The sequence below is a fragment of the Quisquiliibacterium sp. genome (assembly GCF_982640115.1).
Genome location: NZ_CEXFHW010000094.1, coordinates 1 through 15,018, shown reverse-complemented (window position 1 = coordinate 15,018; position 15,018 = coordinate 1). Strand labels below are relative to the sequence as shown.

The window sequence follows — 15,018 nt, the reverse complement described above, 5'->3', positions numbered from 1 at the left end:
GCCGCCGCGAAGCCGCCCTCGGGCGCATGCACCACCAGCTTGGCCAGCAGCGAGTCGTAGTGCGCCCCGATGGCCGCGCCCGCGAACCCGCAGCCGTCGACCCGCACGCCGGGGCCCACCGGCGGTTCCCAGCGGGTGAGGCTGCCCACGGCCGGGCGGGCGCTGCCGTCGGGCAGGAGCTGCTCGGCATTGACCCGCAGCTGGATGGCATGGCCGCGCGGCCTGGGGATGTCGGCCTGCGTCAGGCCGAGTTCGGCCAGTGTGGCGCCCTGCGCGATACGCAGCTGCGCGCAGACCAGGTCGATGCCGGTGACCGCCTCGGTGATGGTGTGCTCGACCTGCAGCCGCGGGTTGGCCTCGATGAAGAACCAGCCGCCCTGCGCGTCGAGCAGGAACTCGAAGGTGGTCAGGCCGCGCAGCCGGGCCGAGGCGGCCATCCGGCAGGCCGCCTGCAGCAGCGGTTCGCGCCTTGCGCCGTCCAGCCAGGGGCTGGGCGCGATCTCGATCAGCTTCTGGTGGCTGCGCTGCAGGCTGCAGTCACGCTCCCAGAGATGCGAGACCGCGCCGGTGCCGTCGCCGATGAGCTGCACCTCGAGGTGGCGGGCATGCTCGATCAGGGCCTCGAGGTAGAGCGAGCCGTCGCCGAAGGCGGCCTGGGCCTCGGCCGCGCAGCGCGTGAAGGCGGCGGCGAGCGCGGCCGGCTCGCGCACGATGCGCATGCCGCGGCCGCCACCGCCGGCCACCGCCTTGATCATCACCGGCCGGCCGGCCAGCCCGGCCATGAAGGTCTGCGCCTGTTCGATGTCGAGCGCCCGAGCGCTCCCGGGCAGCACCGGGACGCCGAGCGCGGCGGCCATCTCGCGGGCGCGCAGCTTGTCGCCGAACAGGCCCAGGGTGTCGGGCTCGGGACCCACGAAGACCAGACCGGCCTGCGCGCAGGCCTGGGCGAAGGCCGGGTTTTCGGCGAGGAATCCGTAGCCGGGATGGACCCAGCGGCAGCCGGTGGCGCGGGCTGCCTCGAGCAGCGCTGCGATGTCGAGATAGGCCGGCACGCCGCGCCCCGGCAGGGCGTGGCTCAGCGTGGCCCGCCGGGTGTGCAGGGCTTCGGCCTCGTCCTGGGCGTGGACGGCCACGCTCTCCAGGCCGAGGTCGTCGGCGGCGCGCGCGATGCGGATGGCGATCTCGCCGCGGTTGGCGATCAGTACTCGCATGGGGTGTGGGTCAGGACAGGGTCGTTTCCGGGGCGCGCGCCCGGTGGCGCGATGACGGCGCCGCTCGTCGGGAGCGGTTTTTCGAGTCGGGCCATTCTACGGTCGGCCCTACAATCGGCCTCGCAACCACGAGAGGAAACGGATGGACGAGGCCAGCAGCGATGATTTCCAGGCCCGGGTGCGCAGCGGTCGCGCACTCATGGAGGCCATGGGCAACTTCCATGTGCTGTCCTGGGATCCGCAGGCCCGGCGGCTGCGGGCCGGATTCACGGTGCGGCCCGAGTTCTGCCATACCAACGGCACCACCGCGCAGGGCGGCTTCGTCACCGCCTGGCTCGATGCCGGCATGGCGCACGCCGTGATGTACGACAGCGAGCACAAGCTCAACGTTGCCAGCCTCGAGATCAAGGTGAGCTTCCTGCAGCGCATGGGGCCGGGGCCCGGCACCGTCGAGGCGCGGGTGGTGCGCCGCGGCCGTCGCGTGGCCTTCATGGAGGCCGAGCTCTTCGACGCCCAGGGCCAGATGACCGCCCGGGGCAGTTCCACCGGGCTCATGACCGAACTGATCCGCTGACCGGCTGGTCCGCCGATCAGCCCCGGCGCGCCCGCCGGGTCAGGGATCGATGCGCAGGTCGAGCGCCGGAAAGCCGTCGAGGGCGAAGCGCCAGTGCTCGCCAGGCTTCGGGAAGCGCGTGGTGATCATGCTGCCCAGGATGGCGATGTCGCCCACGCGCATCGGGGTGCCCCGGCCGTCAGCATGGCTCGCCAGCCAGGCCAGCGCGTTCATGGGGTGGCCCATGAGGTCGCGCCCGAAGCCTTCGCCCACGGTCTCGCCGTTGCACAGCACCTCGCCGCGCAGGGCCGCCAGATCAAGCGCGCGCCAGTCGGTGCGGCGCTCGCCGAGCACCGCACCCTGGGTCCAGGCATTGTCGGCCACCATCTGCAGCGCATGGTGCGAGAGGCTGGCGTAGTCGGCATTGCGGTCGTCGGCGATCTCGAAGGCCGGGCGCACCGCGGCCACCGAGCGCGCGGCCAGCTCGGGCGAGCAGCGCCCGCCCGGCGGGTTGATGTCGGCACCGATCTCCACGGCGATCTCGAACTCGATGATCAGTCGGCCGTAGGCCGAGGCGCTGACCCGCGCCGGGCCGCCCACCAGCTGGCGCTGGTGCAGCCGGCCCGACACCGGCGAGGCCAGCCCCACCATCTGCTGCATGGCCGGATTGGAAAGCGCGATTTTCCAGCCGGCCACCGGGCCGCAGACCCGGGCCTTGAGCGCCACGAAGGCGTCCTGGGCGGCGTAGGCGGCTGTGAGGTCAGCGGGCGCGAGACCGGGCGGAAAGGCCTGGAAGGGCCGGCGTTTCGCGTACTGTGCGGCCAGCCAGCGGGCCGTCTTGCGTGATTCGGGCGTCAAGAGCACTCTCCTGGCGAAGGACCGGCGGCCAGAAGGCCGACCTGAAGGGGGTTGCGGTCGGTTAGGATGTCCCGCACCTACGGTGCCAGAGTTGCGGGCGCGCCGCCAGCCCCGCGTTCCGCGCCACAGCCATTTTGTCGATACAGGGGTCTGCCATGGATGCCACCACCCGCCATCGCCTGCGCGAGCAGGCCATCGCCGAAACGGTCACGCAGGTGCGTGGCATCGAAGCCGCCCAGGGCGTCACCCGCGAGAGCCTCGCCGCCATCCGTGCCGTGTTGCAGGCACTGGCCGCGCGCAGCGAGCTGTTCCCGATCGAGGACTTCCCCATGCCGCCGCCTGGCTCGGCGCGCAACAATGCGCTCTACCGGCTCTCCGAAGACCCCGACCACCGCTTTGCCCTTTATGGCCATGTCAGCCGTGGCGGCACCGACACCCCGGCCCACAACCACACCACCTGGGCGGTGATCGTCGGCCTGCAGGGCGAGGAGCTCAACCGGCTCTACGACCATGACGGCCGCGGCGGCGTGGCGCTGCGCGAGACCTTCACGGTCGGGCCGGGCACCGGCATCGGTTTCCTGCCCGACGACCTGCACTCCATCCACATGGCGGCCGATCGGCCGGTGCTCAATTTCCACATGTACGGGCTCGCGCTCGAGCAGCTGCATGCGCGGCGCTACTACAAGCCCCACCTGCACGAATGGGCGCACTTCCCGGCGAGCGAGGCCATCCGCGACCTGCCGGTAGCCGCCTGAGTGCAGCCGCCCGACAGCGGCCGCCTGAGCGCCGGCCTCAGCCGGCGCGCCGTGCCAGGAAGTCGATCAGCAGCGCGCTGACCGCCTCGGGCTGCTCCTGCTGCACCCAGTGGCCGGCGCCGGGCACGAGGTGCACGCCCTCGAAGCGCGTGCAGCCTGACTCGGCCATGCGCCGCAGCTCGCCCGGCTTCTGGTGGATGCCCCAGTCCTGAGCGCCGGCGATGAACATTGACGGCACCTCGATGCGACGACCGGCGAAGGTCTGCAGTTCGGCCTGCTGGATGGTGGTGATGCCGCAGCGATACCACTGCAGCCCGCCCTGGAAGCTGGTGCGGGTGTATTCGCTGCTGTAGACCCGAAGTTCGTCATCGGGCAGCCAGCGGCAGGCCGCGATCGCCGCGGCGCTGGGCATGTGCGGCGCCACCGTGGCCGGCATGTCGGCGTCGCGGTCCATCACATAGTAGGTGGGCAGCTTCGCGAGTTCGCCGGCACTCCAGGAGGCGAGCTCGAAGGGCTGGTTGCCGGGCCAGTCGGCACTCTTGTGGTGGTAGTAGGCGCGCAGGAAGTCATGCACGCCCTGCGGGCACAGCCGCATGTCGGCATCGGCGCGGCGGGTGGCGTAGTACCACTGGTAGTGCCTGCGGGGCGGGCTTAGCGCGCCCAGTGCCTCGTCCATGCGGGTGGCCGCGGCGGAGGGCGCAGGCCGTCCGCCGGCGGGCGCCGGGGTTGCGGGGCGGCTGGTGGCGGGCGCCACGGCATCGGCGGCGAGTGGTGGCGGGCCACCGAAGGGCGCGCTCATCAGCACCACCGAGCGGAACACATCGGGGCGCACCAGCGCGCACCAGGCAGCCAGCGGCGAACCGAAGTCATGACCGACCACGTGCACGGCTTCCAGGCCCAGGGCACCGAGCAGGCCGAGGCAATCGCGCACCAGGTTCAGGAAGCGGAAGGAGGCGAGGTCGCCCTCGTAGCGGCGGTCCCAGCCGGTGGTGCGGCCGTAGCCGCGCAGATCAGGGGCGAGCACATGATGGCCGGCGGCGGCCAGCGCGGGCATCACCTTGCGCCAGCTGAAGGCCAGCTCGGGAAAGCCGTGCAGCAGCAGCACCGGCAGTCGACCGGGGGTCGGCTCACCGGCTTCCAGCAGATGCATGTCCAGGCCGTTGATGCCGGGCAGCATGCGGCTGCGGATGCCGGGCGGCAGGGGCAGGGGGGGCAGGGTGGTGCTCATCGGTGAGGCTCGATGCCGTCGGCAAAGCCGCGAGTATCGTCGAAAAAGCCGCGGGGGACCGCGGCATCGCCCCAAAGAAAAAAGGCCCGCTCGCGCGGGCCTCTGGGTTGGCGGGTCGATGCGCCCCGCAGGGCGCACCGGCTGCCAGTCCGGGCTTACATGTCCATGCCGCCCATGCCGCCCATGCCACCCATGCCGCCCATGCCACCGGGCATGCCGCCGGCCGCCGGCTTGTCTTCCGGGGCCTCGGCCACCATGGCGTCGGTGGTCAGCATCAGGCCGGCCACCGAGGCGGCGTTCTGCAGCGCGGTGCGGGTCACCTTGGTGGGATCGACCACGCCCATGTCGACCAGATCGCCGTAGGTGGCGTTGGCCGCGTTGTAGCCGAAGTTGCCCTTGCCCTCGAGAACCTTGGCCACGACCACGCTCGGCTCGTCACCGGCGTTGGACACGATGGCCCGCAGCGGCTCCTCGATGGCGCGCAGCACGATCTTGATGCCGGCGTCCTGGTCGGGGTTGTCGCCGGCGATCTTGACCACCGCGCGGGCACGCAGCAGCGCCACACCGCCGCCGGCCACGATGCCTTCTTCGACGGCCGCACGGGTGGCGTGCAGGGCGTCTTCGACGCGGGCCTTCTTCTCCTTCATCTCGACCTCGGTGGCGGCACCCACGCGGATGACGGCCACGCCGCCGGCGAGCTTGGCCACGCGCTCCTGGAGCTTCTCGCGGTCGTAGTCGCTGGTGGCTTCCTCGATCTGGATGCGGATCTGCTTGACCCGGGCCTCGATGGCGGCGGCTTCACCGGCGCCGTCGATGATGGTGGTGTTCTCCTTGGCGATCTCGACCCGCTTGGCGCGGCCGAGGTCCTGGAGGGTGGCCTTCTCGAGGGTCATGCCGGTCTCTTCGGCGATGACGGTGCCGCCGGTCAGGATGGCCATGTCCTCGAGCATCGCCTTGCGACGATCGCCGAAGCCGGGCGCCTTGACGGCGACGGTCTTCAGGATGCCGCGGATGTTGTTGACCACCAGGGTGGCCAGCGCCTCGCCTTCGACTTCCTCGGCCACGATCAGCAGCGGACGGCCGGCCTTGGCCACCTGCTCGAGCACCGGCAGCAGGTCGCGGATGTTGGAGATCTTCTTGTCGTGCAGCAGCACGAACGGATCTTCCAGGACGGCGATCTGCTTGTCGGGGTTGTTGATGAAGTAGGGCGACAGGTAGCCGCGGTCGAACTGCATGCCTTCGACCACATCGAGTTCGTTGTTCAGCGACTTGCCGTCCTCGACGGTGATGACGCCTTCCTTGCCGACCTGCTCCATGGCCTTGGAGATGATCTCGCCGATCTCCACATCGGAGTTGGCCGAGATCGAGCCGACCTGGGCGATTTCCTTGGTGGTGGTGCAGGGCTTGGTGATGTTCTTCAGCTCGGCGGTCAGCGCGGTCACGGCCTTGTCGATGCCGCGCTTGAGGTCCATCGGGTTCATGCCGGCGGCCACGAACTTCATGCCTTCGCGCACGATCGCCTGGGCCAGCACGGTGGCGGTGGTGGTGCCGTCACCGGCGTTGTCGCTGGTCTTGGAAGCGACTTCCTTGACCATCTGCGCGCCCATGTTCTGGAACTTGTCCTTGAGCTCGATCTCCTTGGCCACCGAGACGCCGTCCTTGGTGACGGTGGGGGCACCGAAGCTGCGCTCGAGCACCACATTGCGGCCCTTGGGACCGAGGGTGACCTTGACCGCGTTGGCCAGGATGTTCACGCCTTCGACCATCTTGTGGCGGGCGTCGTCGTGGAAGAGGACCTGTTTGGCTGCCATGTTTCAGACTCCTTGGGATTCGGGAATGACTTGGGTGTGGCTGGATGGAGGGCGATGCCGCCGGGTCACTCGACCACGGCCATGATGTCTTCCTCGCGCATCACCAGCAGCTCGTCGCCGTCGACCTTGACGGTCTGGCCGCTGTACTTGCCGAAGAGGACCTTGTCGCCGACCTTCACGCCCAGCGGGCGCACCTTGCCGTCGTCACCGACCTTGCCGTTGCCCACGGCGAGGATCTCGCCCTGGTCGGGTTTCTCGGCCGCGTTTTCGGGGATCACGATGCCCGACGCGGTCTTCCGCTCGGTGTCGAGGCGCTTGATGATCACGCGGTCGTGGAGGGGACGCAGTTTCATGCCTGAGCTCCTGAAGCTTTGAAGTGGATACGGTGGATTGGCCCGCCGATGGCGTGGCCGGGCACAGGCGGCGACCCGCGGAGGGTCTGGGTGCTGAACGCCACCGACCGGCGGCGTGGCCATCGGTCGGTCGGGTTTGTTAGCACTCGCGCGCTGTGAGTGCTGATGATAAGGCCTGGCGTCTCGGATTTCAAGTCGCCGGCAGGTAGCGCACCGAGAGCACGCCCTGGATTGCCGACAGCGAGGCGAGCACCGGCGCCTCGACGGCCGAGTCGACATCGACCAGGGTGTAGGCCATCTCGCCGCGCGACCGGTTGAGCATGTTGCGGATGTTCAGGTTCGCCTGCGCCATGGTGGTGGAGATCTGGCCGAGCATGTTCGGCACATTGGCGTTGGCGATCGCGATCCGCCAGGCGGATTCGCGGGTGGCCACGGCGTCAGGGAAGTTGACCGCGTTGCGCACGTTGCCGTGCTCGAGGTACTCGCGCAGCTGGTCGGCCACCATGAGCGCGCAGTTGTCCTCGGCCTCGCGGGTGCTGGCGCCCAGGTGGGGCAGGGCGATCGCGCGCGGATGCCGGTGGATGGCCGGGCCGGGGAAGTCGCAGACATAGCAGCGCAGCCGCTCGGCGGCCAGCGCCGCGAGCAGGGCGTTGTCGTCGACCACGCCCTCGCGCGAGAAGTTGAGCAGCACCGCGCCGTTGCGCATGGTCTCGAGCGCCTGAGCGCCGATCAGGTGCCGGGTGGCCGGCACCAGCGGCACATGCAGGGTCACGAAGTGCGAGGCCTTGAGCAGCTCGGCCACGCTGCCGGCCCGACGCACCTGCGAGGGCAGGCTCCAGGCGGCATCGACGGTGATCTCGGGGTCGTAGCCGATCACCTGCATGCCCAGCCGGATGGCGGCCTCGGCCACCAGGCAGCCGATCTTGCCCAGGCCGATCACGCCCAGGGTGTGGCCGGCGAGCTCGAAGCCGGCGAAGGCCTTCTTGCCGTCCTCGACCCGGCTGTCCATGTTGGGGTCGGTGGCATCGAGCCCGGCGACGAACTGCAGCGCGGCCGGCAGGTTGCGCGCGGCCATCAGCATGCCGGCGAGCACCAGTTCCTTCACGGCGTTGGCGTTGGCCCCCGGGGCGTTGAACACCGGCACGCCGCGCGCGCTCATGGCGGTCACCGGGATGTTGTTGGTGCCGGCGCCGGCCCGGCCGATGGCCCGCACCGAGGCCGGGATGGTCAGGGCGTGCATGTCGGCCGAGCGCACCAGGATGGCATCGGGCTCGGCGATGTCCTTGCCCACCTCATAGAGCTCGCCGGGCAGGCGCTTCAGGCCGTGGGAGGAGATCTGGTTGAGGACCTGCACGCGAAAGGGTCTGGCCATGGCGGTTTCCGGGGGGGCTGGCCCGCTGCCGGGCGGACCGGCGGGCGGGCGGGGGGCTGGGCAAGGTGGCGGGCGCCGCGATTCTAGCCGCGCCGCCCGTGCCGCGCGCTGACTCAGCGGCGCATCGACTGCAGGAAGGCCTCGAGCGCCACGGTGTGCTCGCTGGTGTGATGGGCCATCGCCTGGAAGGCCGCCGACATCTCGAGCAGGGTGTCGAGACGGGTGTGCTGGCCTTCGCGCAGCAGCCGCTTGGCCATGCGCAGCGCCGGCCCGGGATTGGCCGCGATCCGCCCGGCGAGCTCCTGGGCGCTGGCCATGAGCTGGTCGTTGGGCACCACCCGCGAGACCAGGCCGCAGGCCAGCGCCTGGGCAGCGTCGATCATCTCGCCGGTGAAGGTCATCTCGGCCGCCCGCGACATCCCGACCACCCTGGGCAGCAGCCAGGCGCCGCCATCACCGGGGATGATCCCCAGCTTCACGAAGCTCTCGGCGAAGCGGGCGCTCTCGCCGGCGATGCGGATGTCGCACATGCAGGCAAGGTCGCAGCCGGCGCCCACCGCCGGGCCGTTCACCGCTGCGATGGTCGGCACATCGAGCCGGTGGAAGGCGAGCGGGATGCGCTGGATCCCGTTGCGGTAGCCCTCGCTGATGCGGTTGGGGTCGCCGGCGGCGATGCCGGTCTTGTTCTGCATGTCCTTCACATTGCCGCCGGCGCAGAAGGCGCTGCCCGCGCCGGTGAGGATCACGCAGCGCACGGAGAGGTCGGCCTGCACCCGCTCGGCGGCGTCGACCACCGCCGCCCACTGTTCCGGGGTGGACAGGGCATTGCGGGAGGCGGGATCGTTCAGCGTGAGCGTGACGACCCCGCCAGTCTGTTCATAGCGCAGGAAATCGGACATGGCGTGTCTCGGAGGGTTCGATGGGGCCGCAAGGATAGCCCGAGGCACCCGGGCTCGCGGCGGATAATCGCCCGGCAGCGGAACCCGCCGGCGGCCGCGATGACCGAGGCTTGCCCCCGTCACTGGCGAGCGCAGGCGTGATGGCCCAGGCTCACACCCGTCACTGGCGAGCGCAGGCGCGATGGCCCAGGCTCACACCCGTCACAGGCGACCGGAGGCGCGATGACCCAGGCTCACACCCATCACTGGCAGGCCCAGCAGCGGGTGCACCACGGCCAGCCGGCGGCGGCCACGGTGCTCGCCGAGGCCGACCTCGCCGGCGCGCAGCGGGTGGTGCTCACCACCACCCGGTCCCTGCGTGACGGCGAACTCGTCGCGGGCATCGCGGCGGCCCTCGGCCCGCGGCTTGCGGGCCGCTTCGATGCCATCCCGGCGCACAGCCCGCGCGAGGCGGTGATCGCCGGGGCGCGCTGCATCCGCGAGGCCCGCGCCGACCTGGTCGTGGCAGTGGGCGGCGGCTCGGTGATCGATGCCACCAAGGTGATGCTGCAGGCGGTCTGGTACGGCATCGACACCGCCGAGGGCCTGTCGGCCATCGTGATGGGCCGGCATGCCGGCGGCGCGATCGCCAGCGGCTGGGACCGCGACCCGCAGCGCCTGCGCATGGTGGCGGTGCCCACCACGCTCTCGGCGGCCGAGTTCAGCCACTCTGCGGGTGTCACCGACGCCGCGCGCGGCCTGAAGCAGTCGTATCGCCATCCGCTGGCGGTGCCGGTGGCGGTGGTGCTCGATCCGGCGGCCACCCTGGCCACGCCCATGAGCCTGCTGCTGTCGACCGGCCTGCGCGCGATGGATCACGCCGTGGAGCGCTGGTGCGCCGCCAGCCCGCAGCCGTTCTCGGATGCGATGTCGCGCCAGGCCATGGAGATGCTGGCCACCGGGCTGCCTGCGCTGCAGGCCGATCCGGCCAGCCTTGCCGCACGCGCGCGCTGCCAGGCGGCAATGTGGCTGTCGATCCTGCCGCAGGGCACCGGGGTGCCGGTGGGGGCCAGCCACGGCATCGGCTACATCCTGGGCGCGGCCTGGCAGGTGCCGCATGGCGTGACCTCCTGCGTGATGCTGCCGGCGGTGCTCGAGTGGAACCACCCGGTCAATGGCGAGCGCCAGCGCGCGGTGGCGCAGGCACTCGGCCGGCCGCAGGCGCCGGCGGGCAGCGCCATGCGCGAATTCGTGCGCGGGCTCGGCCTGCCGTGGCGGCTGCGCGATCTCGGCATCACGCGCAGCGAGCTCGCCGCGATCGCGGCCAGGTTCGATGGCAGCGGACCGATCGCCACCAACCCCCGCCCGGTCACCGGCGCCGCCGATCTCGAGGCCATCCTCGCCCTGGCCTTCTGAGGGGAATCGGATTGCGCGGCCGCTCGGCTGGCTGGCGCATAGATGAAAGTCAATGACCGCCGGCATGCGCCCGGCGAAGATGGTCATGCCGGTCGGTCTACCGGGCGCCGCCGGCCCCGCGATCCGCCCGTAACCAGGAGTGCCTCGCCATGTTCAGGAAGATCCTCGTTCCCACCGACGGCTCGGAGCTCTCCACCGCCGCCGCGACCGCCGCGATCAAGCTCGCCGAGGAGAACGGCGCGTCGGTGTTCGTGCTCAATGTGCAGCCCACCTATCAGCCGCCGCTGGTGGCCGAGGTGCCGGTGGCCGACTACTTCTCGAAGGACGAGTACGACAAGAGCGCGATGGCGGTCGGCACCCGCGTGGTCGAGGCGGTGCAGGCCAAGGCCAAGGCCGCCTCGGTGCCCAGCCATGCCCTGGTGCGCCTTGATCCCAGTCCCTGGGAGGCGATCATCCGCACCGCCCGCGAGGAAGGCTGCGATCTGATCTTCATGGCCTCGCACGGCCGTCGCGGCATGGCCGGGCTGCTGCTGGGCAGCGAGACCCAGAAGGTGCTCACCCACTGCAAGATCCCAGTGCTGGTCTACCGTTGAGCGCATGGGCGGGCCGGCCCCGGTCCGGCGCCCGAGCCTGCCGCCCGGGTCTTGCCCGGGCCAGGCGTCCCCGCTCAGGCCAGGCGTCCCCGCTCAGGCCAGGCGCGAGTAGCGCGCCCCCGAGGGCGCCTGCTTCAGGAAGCGGTCGAAGGCCATGGCCACCGCGCGCACCAGCAGACGGCCGCGCGGCAGCACCTCGATGCCGCACTCGTCGATGCGGATCGCGCCGGCCTCGCGCAGGGGTTCCAGCTCGCGCAGGGCCTCGCTGAAGCGGCGTCGCGGATCCACGCCGTGTGCCTGCTCGATGGCCTGCCAGTTCACCCGGAACTGGCACATCAGCGCCTGGATGACATCGCGCCGGATGAAGTCATCGCCGCCCAGCGCAAGACCGCGCGCCACGGGCAGCTCGCCCTGGCCAAGCCGCTGGTAGTAGGCCTCCAGGGTCTTCTCGTTCTGGGCGTACACCCCGCCAATCGCCGAGATCGACGACACCCCCAGGGCGATCAGGTCGCCGCTGTCATGCGAGCAGTAGCCCTGGAAGTTGCGATGCAGCCGGCCCTCGCGCTGGGCCAGGGCGAGCTCGTCGTCGGGCCGGGCGAAGTGGTCCAGGCCGAGGTGGGTGTAGCCGGCCTGGGCAAAGCGCGCCACCGCCAGCTCGAAGAGCTCGGCGCGCAGCACCGGCCCGGGCAGCTCGGCCGGCTCGATGCGCCGCTGCGGCTTGAACACCTCGGGCAGGTGCGCGTACTGGTAGAGCGCCACCCGGTCGGGCGCGGCCTCGATGGTCTGATCGAGCGTACGGGCAAAGCCGGTGAGGCTCTGGCGCGGCAGGCCGTAGATCAGGTCGGCATTGATCGATCGAAAGCCCGCGGCACGGGCCTCGTCCATGATCAGGCGGGTCTGCTCCCAGGGCTGGATGCGGTTGACCGCGGCCTGTACCGCCGGGTCGATGTCCTGGATGCCCAGGCTGATGCGGTTCAGGCCGAGTGCGCGCAGGCTGCGCAGCCGCGCCGGCGAGACCGATCGCGGATCGACCTCGATCGAGTACTCCCCGTCATCGGCGAGCATGAAGTCGCGCCGGATGGCCGAGAACAGCTGGGCGAATTCCGCGTCGAGCAGGAAGGTGGGCGTACCGCCGCCGAAGTGCAGATGGCTCAGGCGCTGCCCGCGACCGGTCAGCGAGACCACGAGGGCGAGCTCGGCCTGCAGGGCCTCGACATAGCGCGCCGAGTGCTCCTGGCGCCGGGTGCCGATCTTGTTGCAGCCGCAGTAGTAGCAGATGGTGCGGCAGAAGGGCACATGAAAGTACAGGCCCAGCGGTGCCTGCGGGCGGCCGGCTCGCTCGAGCAGCGCCTGGGTCAGCGCCGCCGGCGAGAAGTCCGGCTCGAAGCGGTCGGCGGTGGGGTAGGAGGTGTAGCGGGGCCCGCGTCCGCCGAACCGGGCGAGCAGCCCGTGATCGATCTCGAGGCTGACCGGCTGGATGGCGGTGGTGGGCATGGCGCCAGTCTCGGCTCGACCGAGGCCCGACGCATTGAAAATCCGCAATCCCCGGCGTCAGCGGCCGGCATCGCGCTCGGGTGTGGCCGAGATCCGGTGGATGCTCAGGTCGGCGCCCTCGAACTCGGCCTCCTCGTCGAGCCGGATGCTGCTCAGTGCCCGCAGGGCGCTGTAGATCAGCGCGGCGCCGAGCACCGCCACGCCGATGCCCAGCGCGGTGCCCGCGAGTTGCGCGCCCAGGCTCACCCCGCCGATGCCGCCCAGCCAGGTCTGACCGAAGATCCCGCAGGCGATGCCGCCCCAGGCGCCACACAGACCGTGCAGCGGCCACACGCCGAGCACATCGTCGATGCGCAGCCGGTTCTGGGTGAGGGTGAACATCCGCACGAAGAGCACTCCGGCCACCGCGCCGGTGGCGAGCGCCCCCAGCGGATGCATCACATCCGACCCGGCGCACACCGCCACCAGGCCTGCCAGCGGACCGTTGTGCACGAAGCCGGGGTCGTTGCGGCCGGCCAGCGTCGCGGCGAGCGTCCCGCCGACCATCGCCATGAGCGAGTTGACCGCCACCAGGCCGCTGAGCTTGCCCACCTCCTGCGCGCTCATCACATTGAAGCCGAACCAGCCCACGGTGAGGATCCAGGCACCCAGGGCCAGGAAGGGAATGCTCGAAGGCGGATGGGCACTGACCCGGCCATCCTTCTGATAGCGACCTCGACGCGGGCCGAGGAAGAGCACCGCGATCAGCCCGATCCAGCCGCCCACCGCATGCACCACCACCGACCCGGCAAAGTCGTGGAAGGCCACGCCGAAGGCGGCGGTCAGCGCGTCCTGCACGCCGAAGCGGTTGTTCCAGGCCATGCCCTCGAAGAGCGGGTAGACCAGGCCCACCATGAGGCCGGTGGCGATGAGCTGCGGGCCGAATCGCGCGCGCTCGGCGATGCCGCCCGAGACGATCGCCGGGATGGCGGCCGCGAAGGTGAGCAGGAAGAAGAACTTGACGAGGTCGTAGCCGTTGCGCTGGGCGAGCGATTCGGCGCTGATGAAGAAGTGCGTGCCGTAGGCGATCAGGTAGCCCACCAGGAAATAGGCCAGGGTGGATACCGCGAAGTCGACCAGGATCTTCACCAGGGCATTGACCTGGTTCTTGTAGCGGACGGTGCCCAGTTCCAGGAAGGCGAAGCCGCCGTGCATCGCCAGCACGAGGATGGCACCGAGCAGGATGAACAGGGTGTCGGTGCCGCTTTTCAGTGCGTCCATGGGGGTTCCTTGGAAAAGACGCACTGACAACGCACAAAATATGCCCGTAAATGGGCGAGATGGTCCGTTTTGGCGGCCTTGGCCTGATCCCAGAGCGGTGGAGCCGTGCGGGTCTGCCCTGTCGGTCGGCCCGCAGCGGTCGGCAAGCCGTCCTTGTATGCCTTGATTTGGTGCATGACGCCCGAATGACGGGATTCATGCACCACAAGAAGGCTTCAGTCGGCGTCGGCCACCGGCACCGTGTAATTCAGAGCCAGGCGTCCGCCGTCCGGGTACACGGTCTGGCCGGTCATGTACGAGGCGTCTTCACTCGCCAGGAACACCGCCACCCGCGCCACCTCGTCGGGCTCGCCAAGCCGGCCCATCGGCGTGCGCGAGAGCAGGCGGTGGCGGGCCTGCGGCGAGCCCATCACCGCCTTGCGGGCCAGATCGGTGGCGATGGTGCCCGGGCCGATCGCGTTCACCCGGATGCCGTGCTGGGCCAGCCCCATGGCCATCACCTTGGTGAGCTGGTTGACCGCGCCCTTGGACACCACATACGGCACCTGGTCGGGCAGGGCCAGGATGGCGTTCACGCTCGACATGTGGATGATCGCGCCGCCCGCACCGCGCGCCACCATCGCGCGGGCTGCCGCCTGCCCGAACAGGAAGTAGGACTTCAGGTTCACCGACAGCACCCGGTCGAAGTCGGCCTCGGTCAGGTCCAGGAAGCTGGCCGCGTGGGTGATGCCGGCGTTGTTGAGCAGGATGTCGAGCTGCCCGAAGCGTTCGACGGCGGCCTGCACGCAGGTCTGCGCGAAGGCGGGCTGGGTGACATCGCCGGCGATGAAGCCCACGGCCGGGCCGAGCTCGGCGGCCAGGGCTGCGCCGCCTTCGGCATCGCGGTCGGCGAAGAGCACCCGGGCACCTTCCTGGGCGAAGCGGCGCACACAGGCGGCGCCGATGCCGTTGGCGCCGCCGGTGATCAGGGCGACGCGGTCTTGCAATCTCATGGAGAACTCCTGGTGAATGGCGTGTCGAGCGCACGCTGGGTTCGCGCCGCTCGCTGGCATGGCGGGCAGGAGCATAGCGGGTCGCGGCGCTAGAATCGGCAGGATGTCCCTGCCCGATACCGGCTACCGGTCCCATGCCTTGCTGCGTCGCCGGCTGGTCTCGGCGCTGGCGCTGGCCGCGTGCGGCGTGGGGGGCGGTGCCGCGGCAGCGAACCGCGCCGCAGCCGGGGGTGGCCCGGGCGGC

General features: G+C 70.6%; 14 protein-coding genes. 4 read left to right on the top strand and 10 right to left on the bottom strand.

Going from position 1 to position 15,018, the window contains the following annotated elements:
• Positions 1–1,211: ATP-binding protein (locus AC2H6A_RS11755; RefSeq protein ID WP_484273736.1), on the bottom strand; the 1,211-nt coding region annotated here is incomplete at its 3' end.
• Positions 1,212–1,353: 142 nt separating this feature from the next.
• Here AC2H6A_RS11755 and AC2H6A_RS11750 point away from each other — a divergent pair.
• Positions 1,354–1,785 (top strand): PaaI family thioesterase, encoded by a 432-nt coding sequence (locus AC2H6A_RS11750; protein WP_484273734.1) that lies wholly within the window; start codon positions 1,354–1,356, stop codon positions 1,783–1,785.
• A 39-nt stretch (positions 1,786–1,824) separates the two neighbouring features.
• On the opposite strand, the gene AC2H6A_RS11745 is transcribed toward AC2H6A_RS11750, so the two are convergent.
• Complete coding sequence (locus AC2H6A_RS11745) at positions 1,825–2,622, bottom strand: 2-keto-4-pentenoate hydratase (RefSeq protein WP_484273732.1); 798 nt, start codon at positions 2,620–2,622, stop codon at positions 1,825–1,827.
• Between the two features lie 155 nt (positions 2,623–2,777).
• Here AC2H6A_RS11745 and AC2H6A_RS11740 point away from each other — a divergent pair, with 155 nt between their 5' ends.
• A complete protein-coding gene (locus AC2H6A_RS11740) occupies positions 2,778–3,377 on the top strand; it encodes a cysteine dioxygenase family protein (protein WP_484273730.1) in 600 nt (199 codons plus the stop codon).
• Positions 3,378–3,414: 37 nt separating this feature from the next.
• Here the strand turns inward: AC2H6A_RS11740 and AC2H6A_RS11735 are convergent, their stop codons facing one another.
• The 5 genes from AC2H6A_RS11735 to AC2H6A_RS11715 form a co-directional block, all read right to left on the bottom strand.
• Positions 3,415–4,605 (bottom strand): alpha/beta fold hydrolase, encoded by a 1,191-nt coding sequence (locus tag AC2H6A_RS11735; protein WP_484273728.1) that lies wholly within the window; start codon positions 4,603–4,605, stop codon positions 3,415–3,417.
• A 155-nt stretch (positions 4,606–4,760) separates the two neighbouring features.
• Positions 4,761–6,416 carry a chaperonin GroEL gene (groL, locus tag AC2H6A_RS11730; RefSeq protein ID WP_484273726.1) on the bottom strand — a complete coding sequence of 552 codons (1,656 nt, stop codon included), beginning with the start codon at positions 6,414–6,416 and terminating at the stop codon, positions 4,761–4,763.
• A gap of 65 nt (positions 6,417–6,481) precedes the next feature.
• Positions 6,482–6,769, bottom strand: a complete 288-nt coding sequence (gene groES, locus AC2H6A_RS11725) for a co-chaperone GroES (RefSeq protein WP_484273724.1) — start codon at positions 6,767–6,769, stop codon at positions 6,482–6,484.
• 190 nt (positions 6,770–6,959) lie between these two features.
• Positions 6,960–8,141 (bottom strand): phosphoglycerate dehydrogenase, encoded by a 1,182-nt coding sequence (locus AC2H6A_RS11720; protein WP_484273722.1) that lies wholly within the window; start codon positions 8,139–8,141, stop codon positions 6,960–6,962.
• A gap of 113 nt (positions 8,142–8,254) precedes the next feature.
• The gene (locus AC2H6A_RS11715) at positions 8,255–9,040 is read right to left on the bottom strand and encodes a crotonase/enoyl-CoA hydratase family protein (protein ID WP_484273720.1); all 786 of its coding nucleotides are present in this window, start codon (positions 9,038–9,040) and stop codon (positions 8,255–8,257) included.
• A gap of 222 nt (positions 9,041–9,262) precedes the next feature.
• On the opposite strand from AC2H6A_RS11715, the gene AC2H6A_RS11710 reads away from it, so the two are divergent.
• Together AC2H6A_RS11710 and AC2H6A_RS11705 are read left to right on the top strand one after the other, a co-directional pair.
• Entirely contained in the window at positions 9,263–10,435 is a 1,173-nt protein-coding gene (locus AC2H6A_RS11710) for an iron-containing alcohol dehydrogenase (RefSeq protein ID WP_484273718.1), read from the top strand.
• A 149-nt stretch (positions 10,436–10,584) separates the two neighbouring features.
• Positions 10,585–11,028, top strand: coding sequence for a universal stress protein (locus AC2H6A_RS11705; protein WP_484273716.1), 444 nt, complete (start codon positions 10,585–10,587; stop codon positions 11,026–11,028).
• Between the two features lie 93 nt (positions 11,029–11,121).
• Here the strand turns inward: AC2H6A_RS11705 and hemN are convergent, their stop codons facing one another.
• From hemN to AC2H6A_RS11690, 3 genes are all read right to left on the bottom strand, one after another.
• Positions 11,122–12,522 carry an oxygen-independent coproporphyrinogen III oxidase gene (gene hemN, locus AC2H6A_RS11700; protein ID WP_484273713.1) on the bottom strand — a complete coding sequence of 467 codons (1,401 nt, stop codon included), beginning with the start codon at positions 12,520–12,522 and terminating at the stop codon, positions 11,122–11,124.
• A gap of 57 nt (positions 12,523–12,579) precedes the next feature.
• On the bottom strand, positions 12,580–13,782 hold the full coding sequence (locus AC2H6A_RS11695; RefSeq protein ID WP_484273710.1) for an ammonium transporter: 1,203 nt from the start codon (positions 13,780–13,782) through the stop codon (positions 12,580–12,582).
• 215 nt (positions 13,783–13,997) lie between these two features.
• The gene (locus AC2H6A_RS11690; protein ID WP_484273708.1) at positions 13,998–14,774 is read right to left on the bottom strand and encodes an SDR family NAD(P)-dependent oxidoreductase; all 777 of its coding nucleotides are present in this window, start codon (positions 14,772–14,774) and stop codon (positions 13,998–14,000) included.
• Positions 14,775–15,018 lie beyond the last annotated feature (244 nt).

Coding starts and splice junctions, on each gene's coding strand:
- AC2H6A_RS11750 (WP_484273734.1), top strand. CDS start 1,354: ATGGACGAGGCCAGCAGCGATGATTTCCAGGCCCGGGTGCGCAGCGGT.
- AC2H6A_RS11740 (WP_484273730.1), top strand. CDS start 2,778: ATGGATGCCACCACCCGCCATCGCCTGCGCGAGCAGGCCATCGCCGAA.
- AC2H6A_RS11735 (WP_484273728.1), bottom strand. CDS start 4,605: ATGAGCACCACCCTGCCCCCCCTGCCCCTGCCGCCCGGCATCCGCAGC.
- groL (WP_484273726.1), bottom strand. CDS start 6,416: ATGGCAGCCAAACAGGTCCTCTTCCACGACGACGCCCGCCACAAGATG.
- groES (WP_484273724.1), bottom strand. CDS start 6,769: ATGAAACTGCGTCCCCTCCACGACCGCGTGATCATCAAGCGCCTCGAC.
- AC2H6A_RS11720 (WP_484273722.1), bottom strand. CDS start 8,141: ATGGCCAGACCCTTTCGCGTGCAGGTCCTCAACCAGATCTCCTCCCAC.
- AC2H6A_RS11715 (WP_484273720.1), bottom strand. CDS start 9,040: ATGTCCGATTTCCTGCGCTATGAACAGACTGGCGGGGTCGTCACGCTC.
- AC2H6A_RS11710 (WP_484273718.1), top strand. CDS start 9,263: ATGACCCAGGCTCACACCCATCACTGGCAGGCCCAGCAGCGGGTGCAC.
- AC2H6A_RS11705 (WP_484273716.1), top strand. CDS start 10,585: ATGTTCAGGAAGATCCTCGTTCCCACCGACGGCTCGGAGCTCTCCACC.
- hemN (WP_484273713.1), bottom strand. CDS start 12,522: ATGCCCACCACCGCCATCCAGCCGGTCAGCCTCGAGATCGATCACGGG.
- AC2H6A_RS11695 (WP_484273710.1), bottom strand. CDS start 13,782: ATGGACGCACTGAAAAGCGGCACCGACACCCTGTTCATCCTGCTCGGT.
- AC2H6A_RS11690 (WP_484273708.1), bottom strand. CDS start 14,774: ATGAGATTGCAAGACCGCGTCGCCCTGATCACCGGCGGCGCCAACGGC.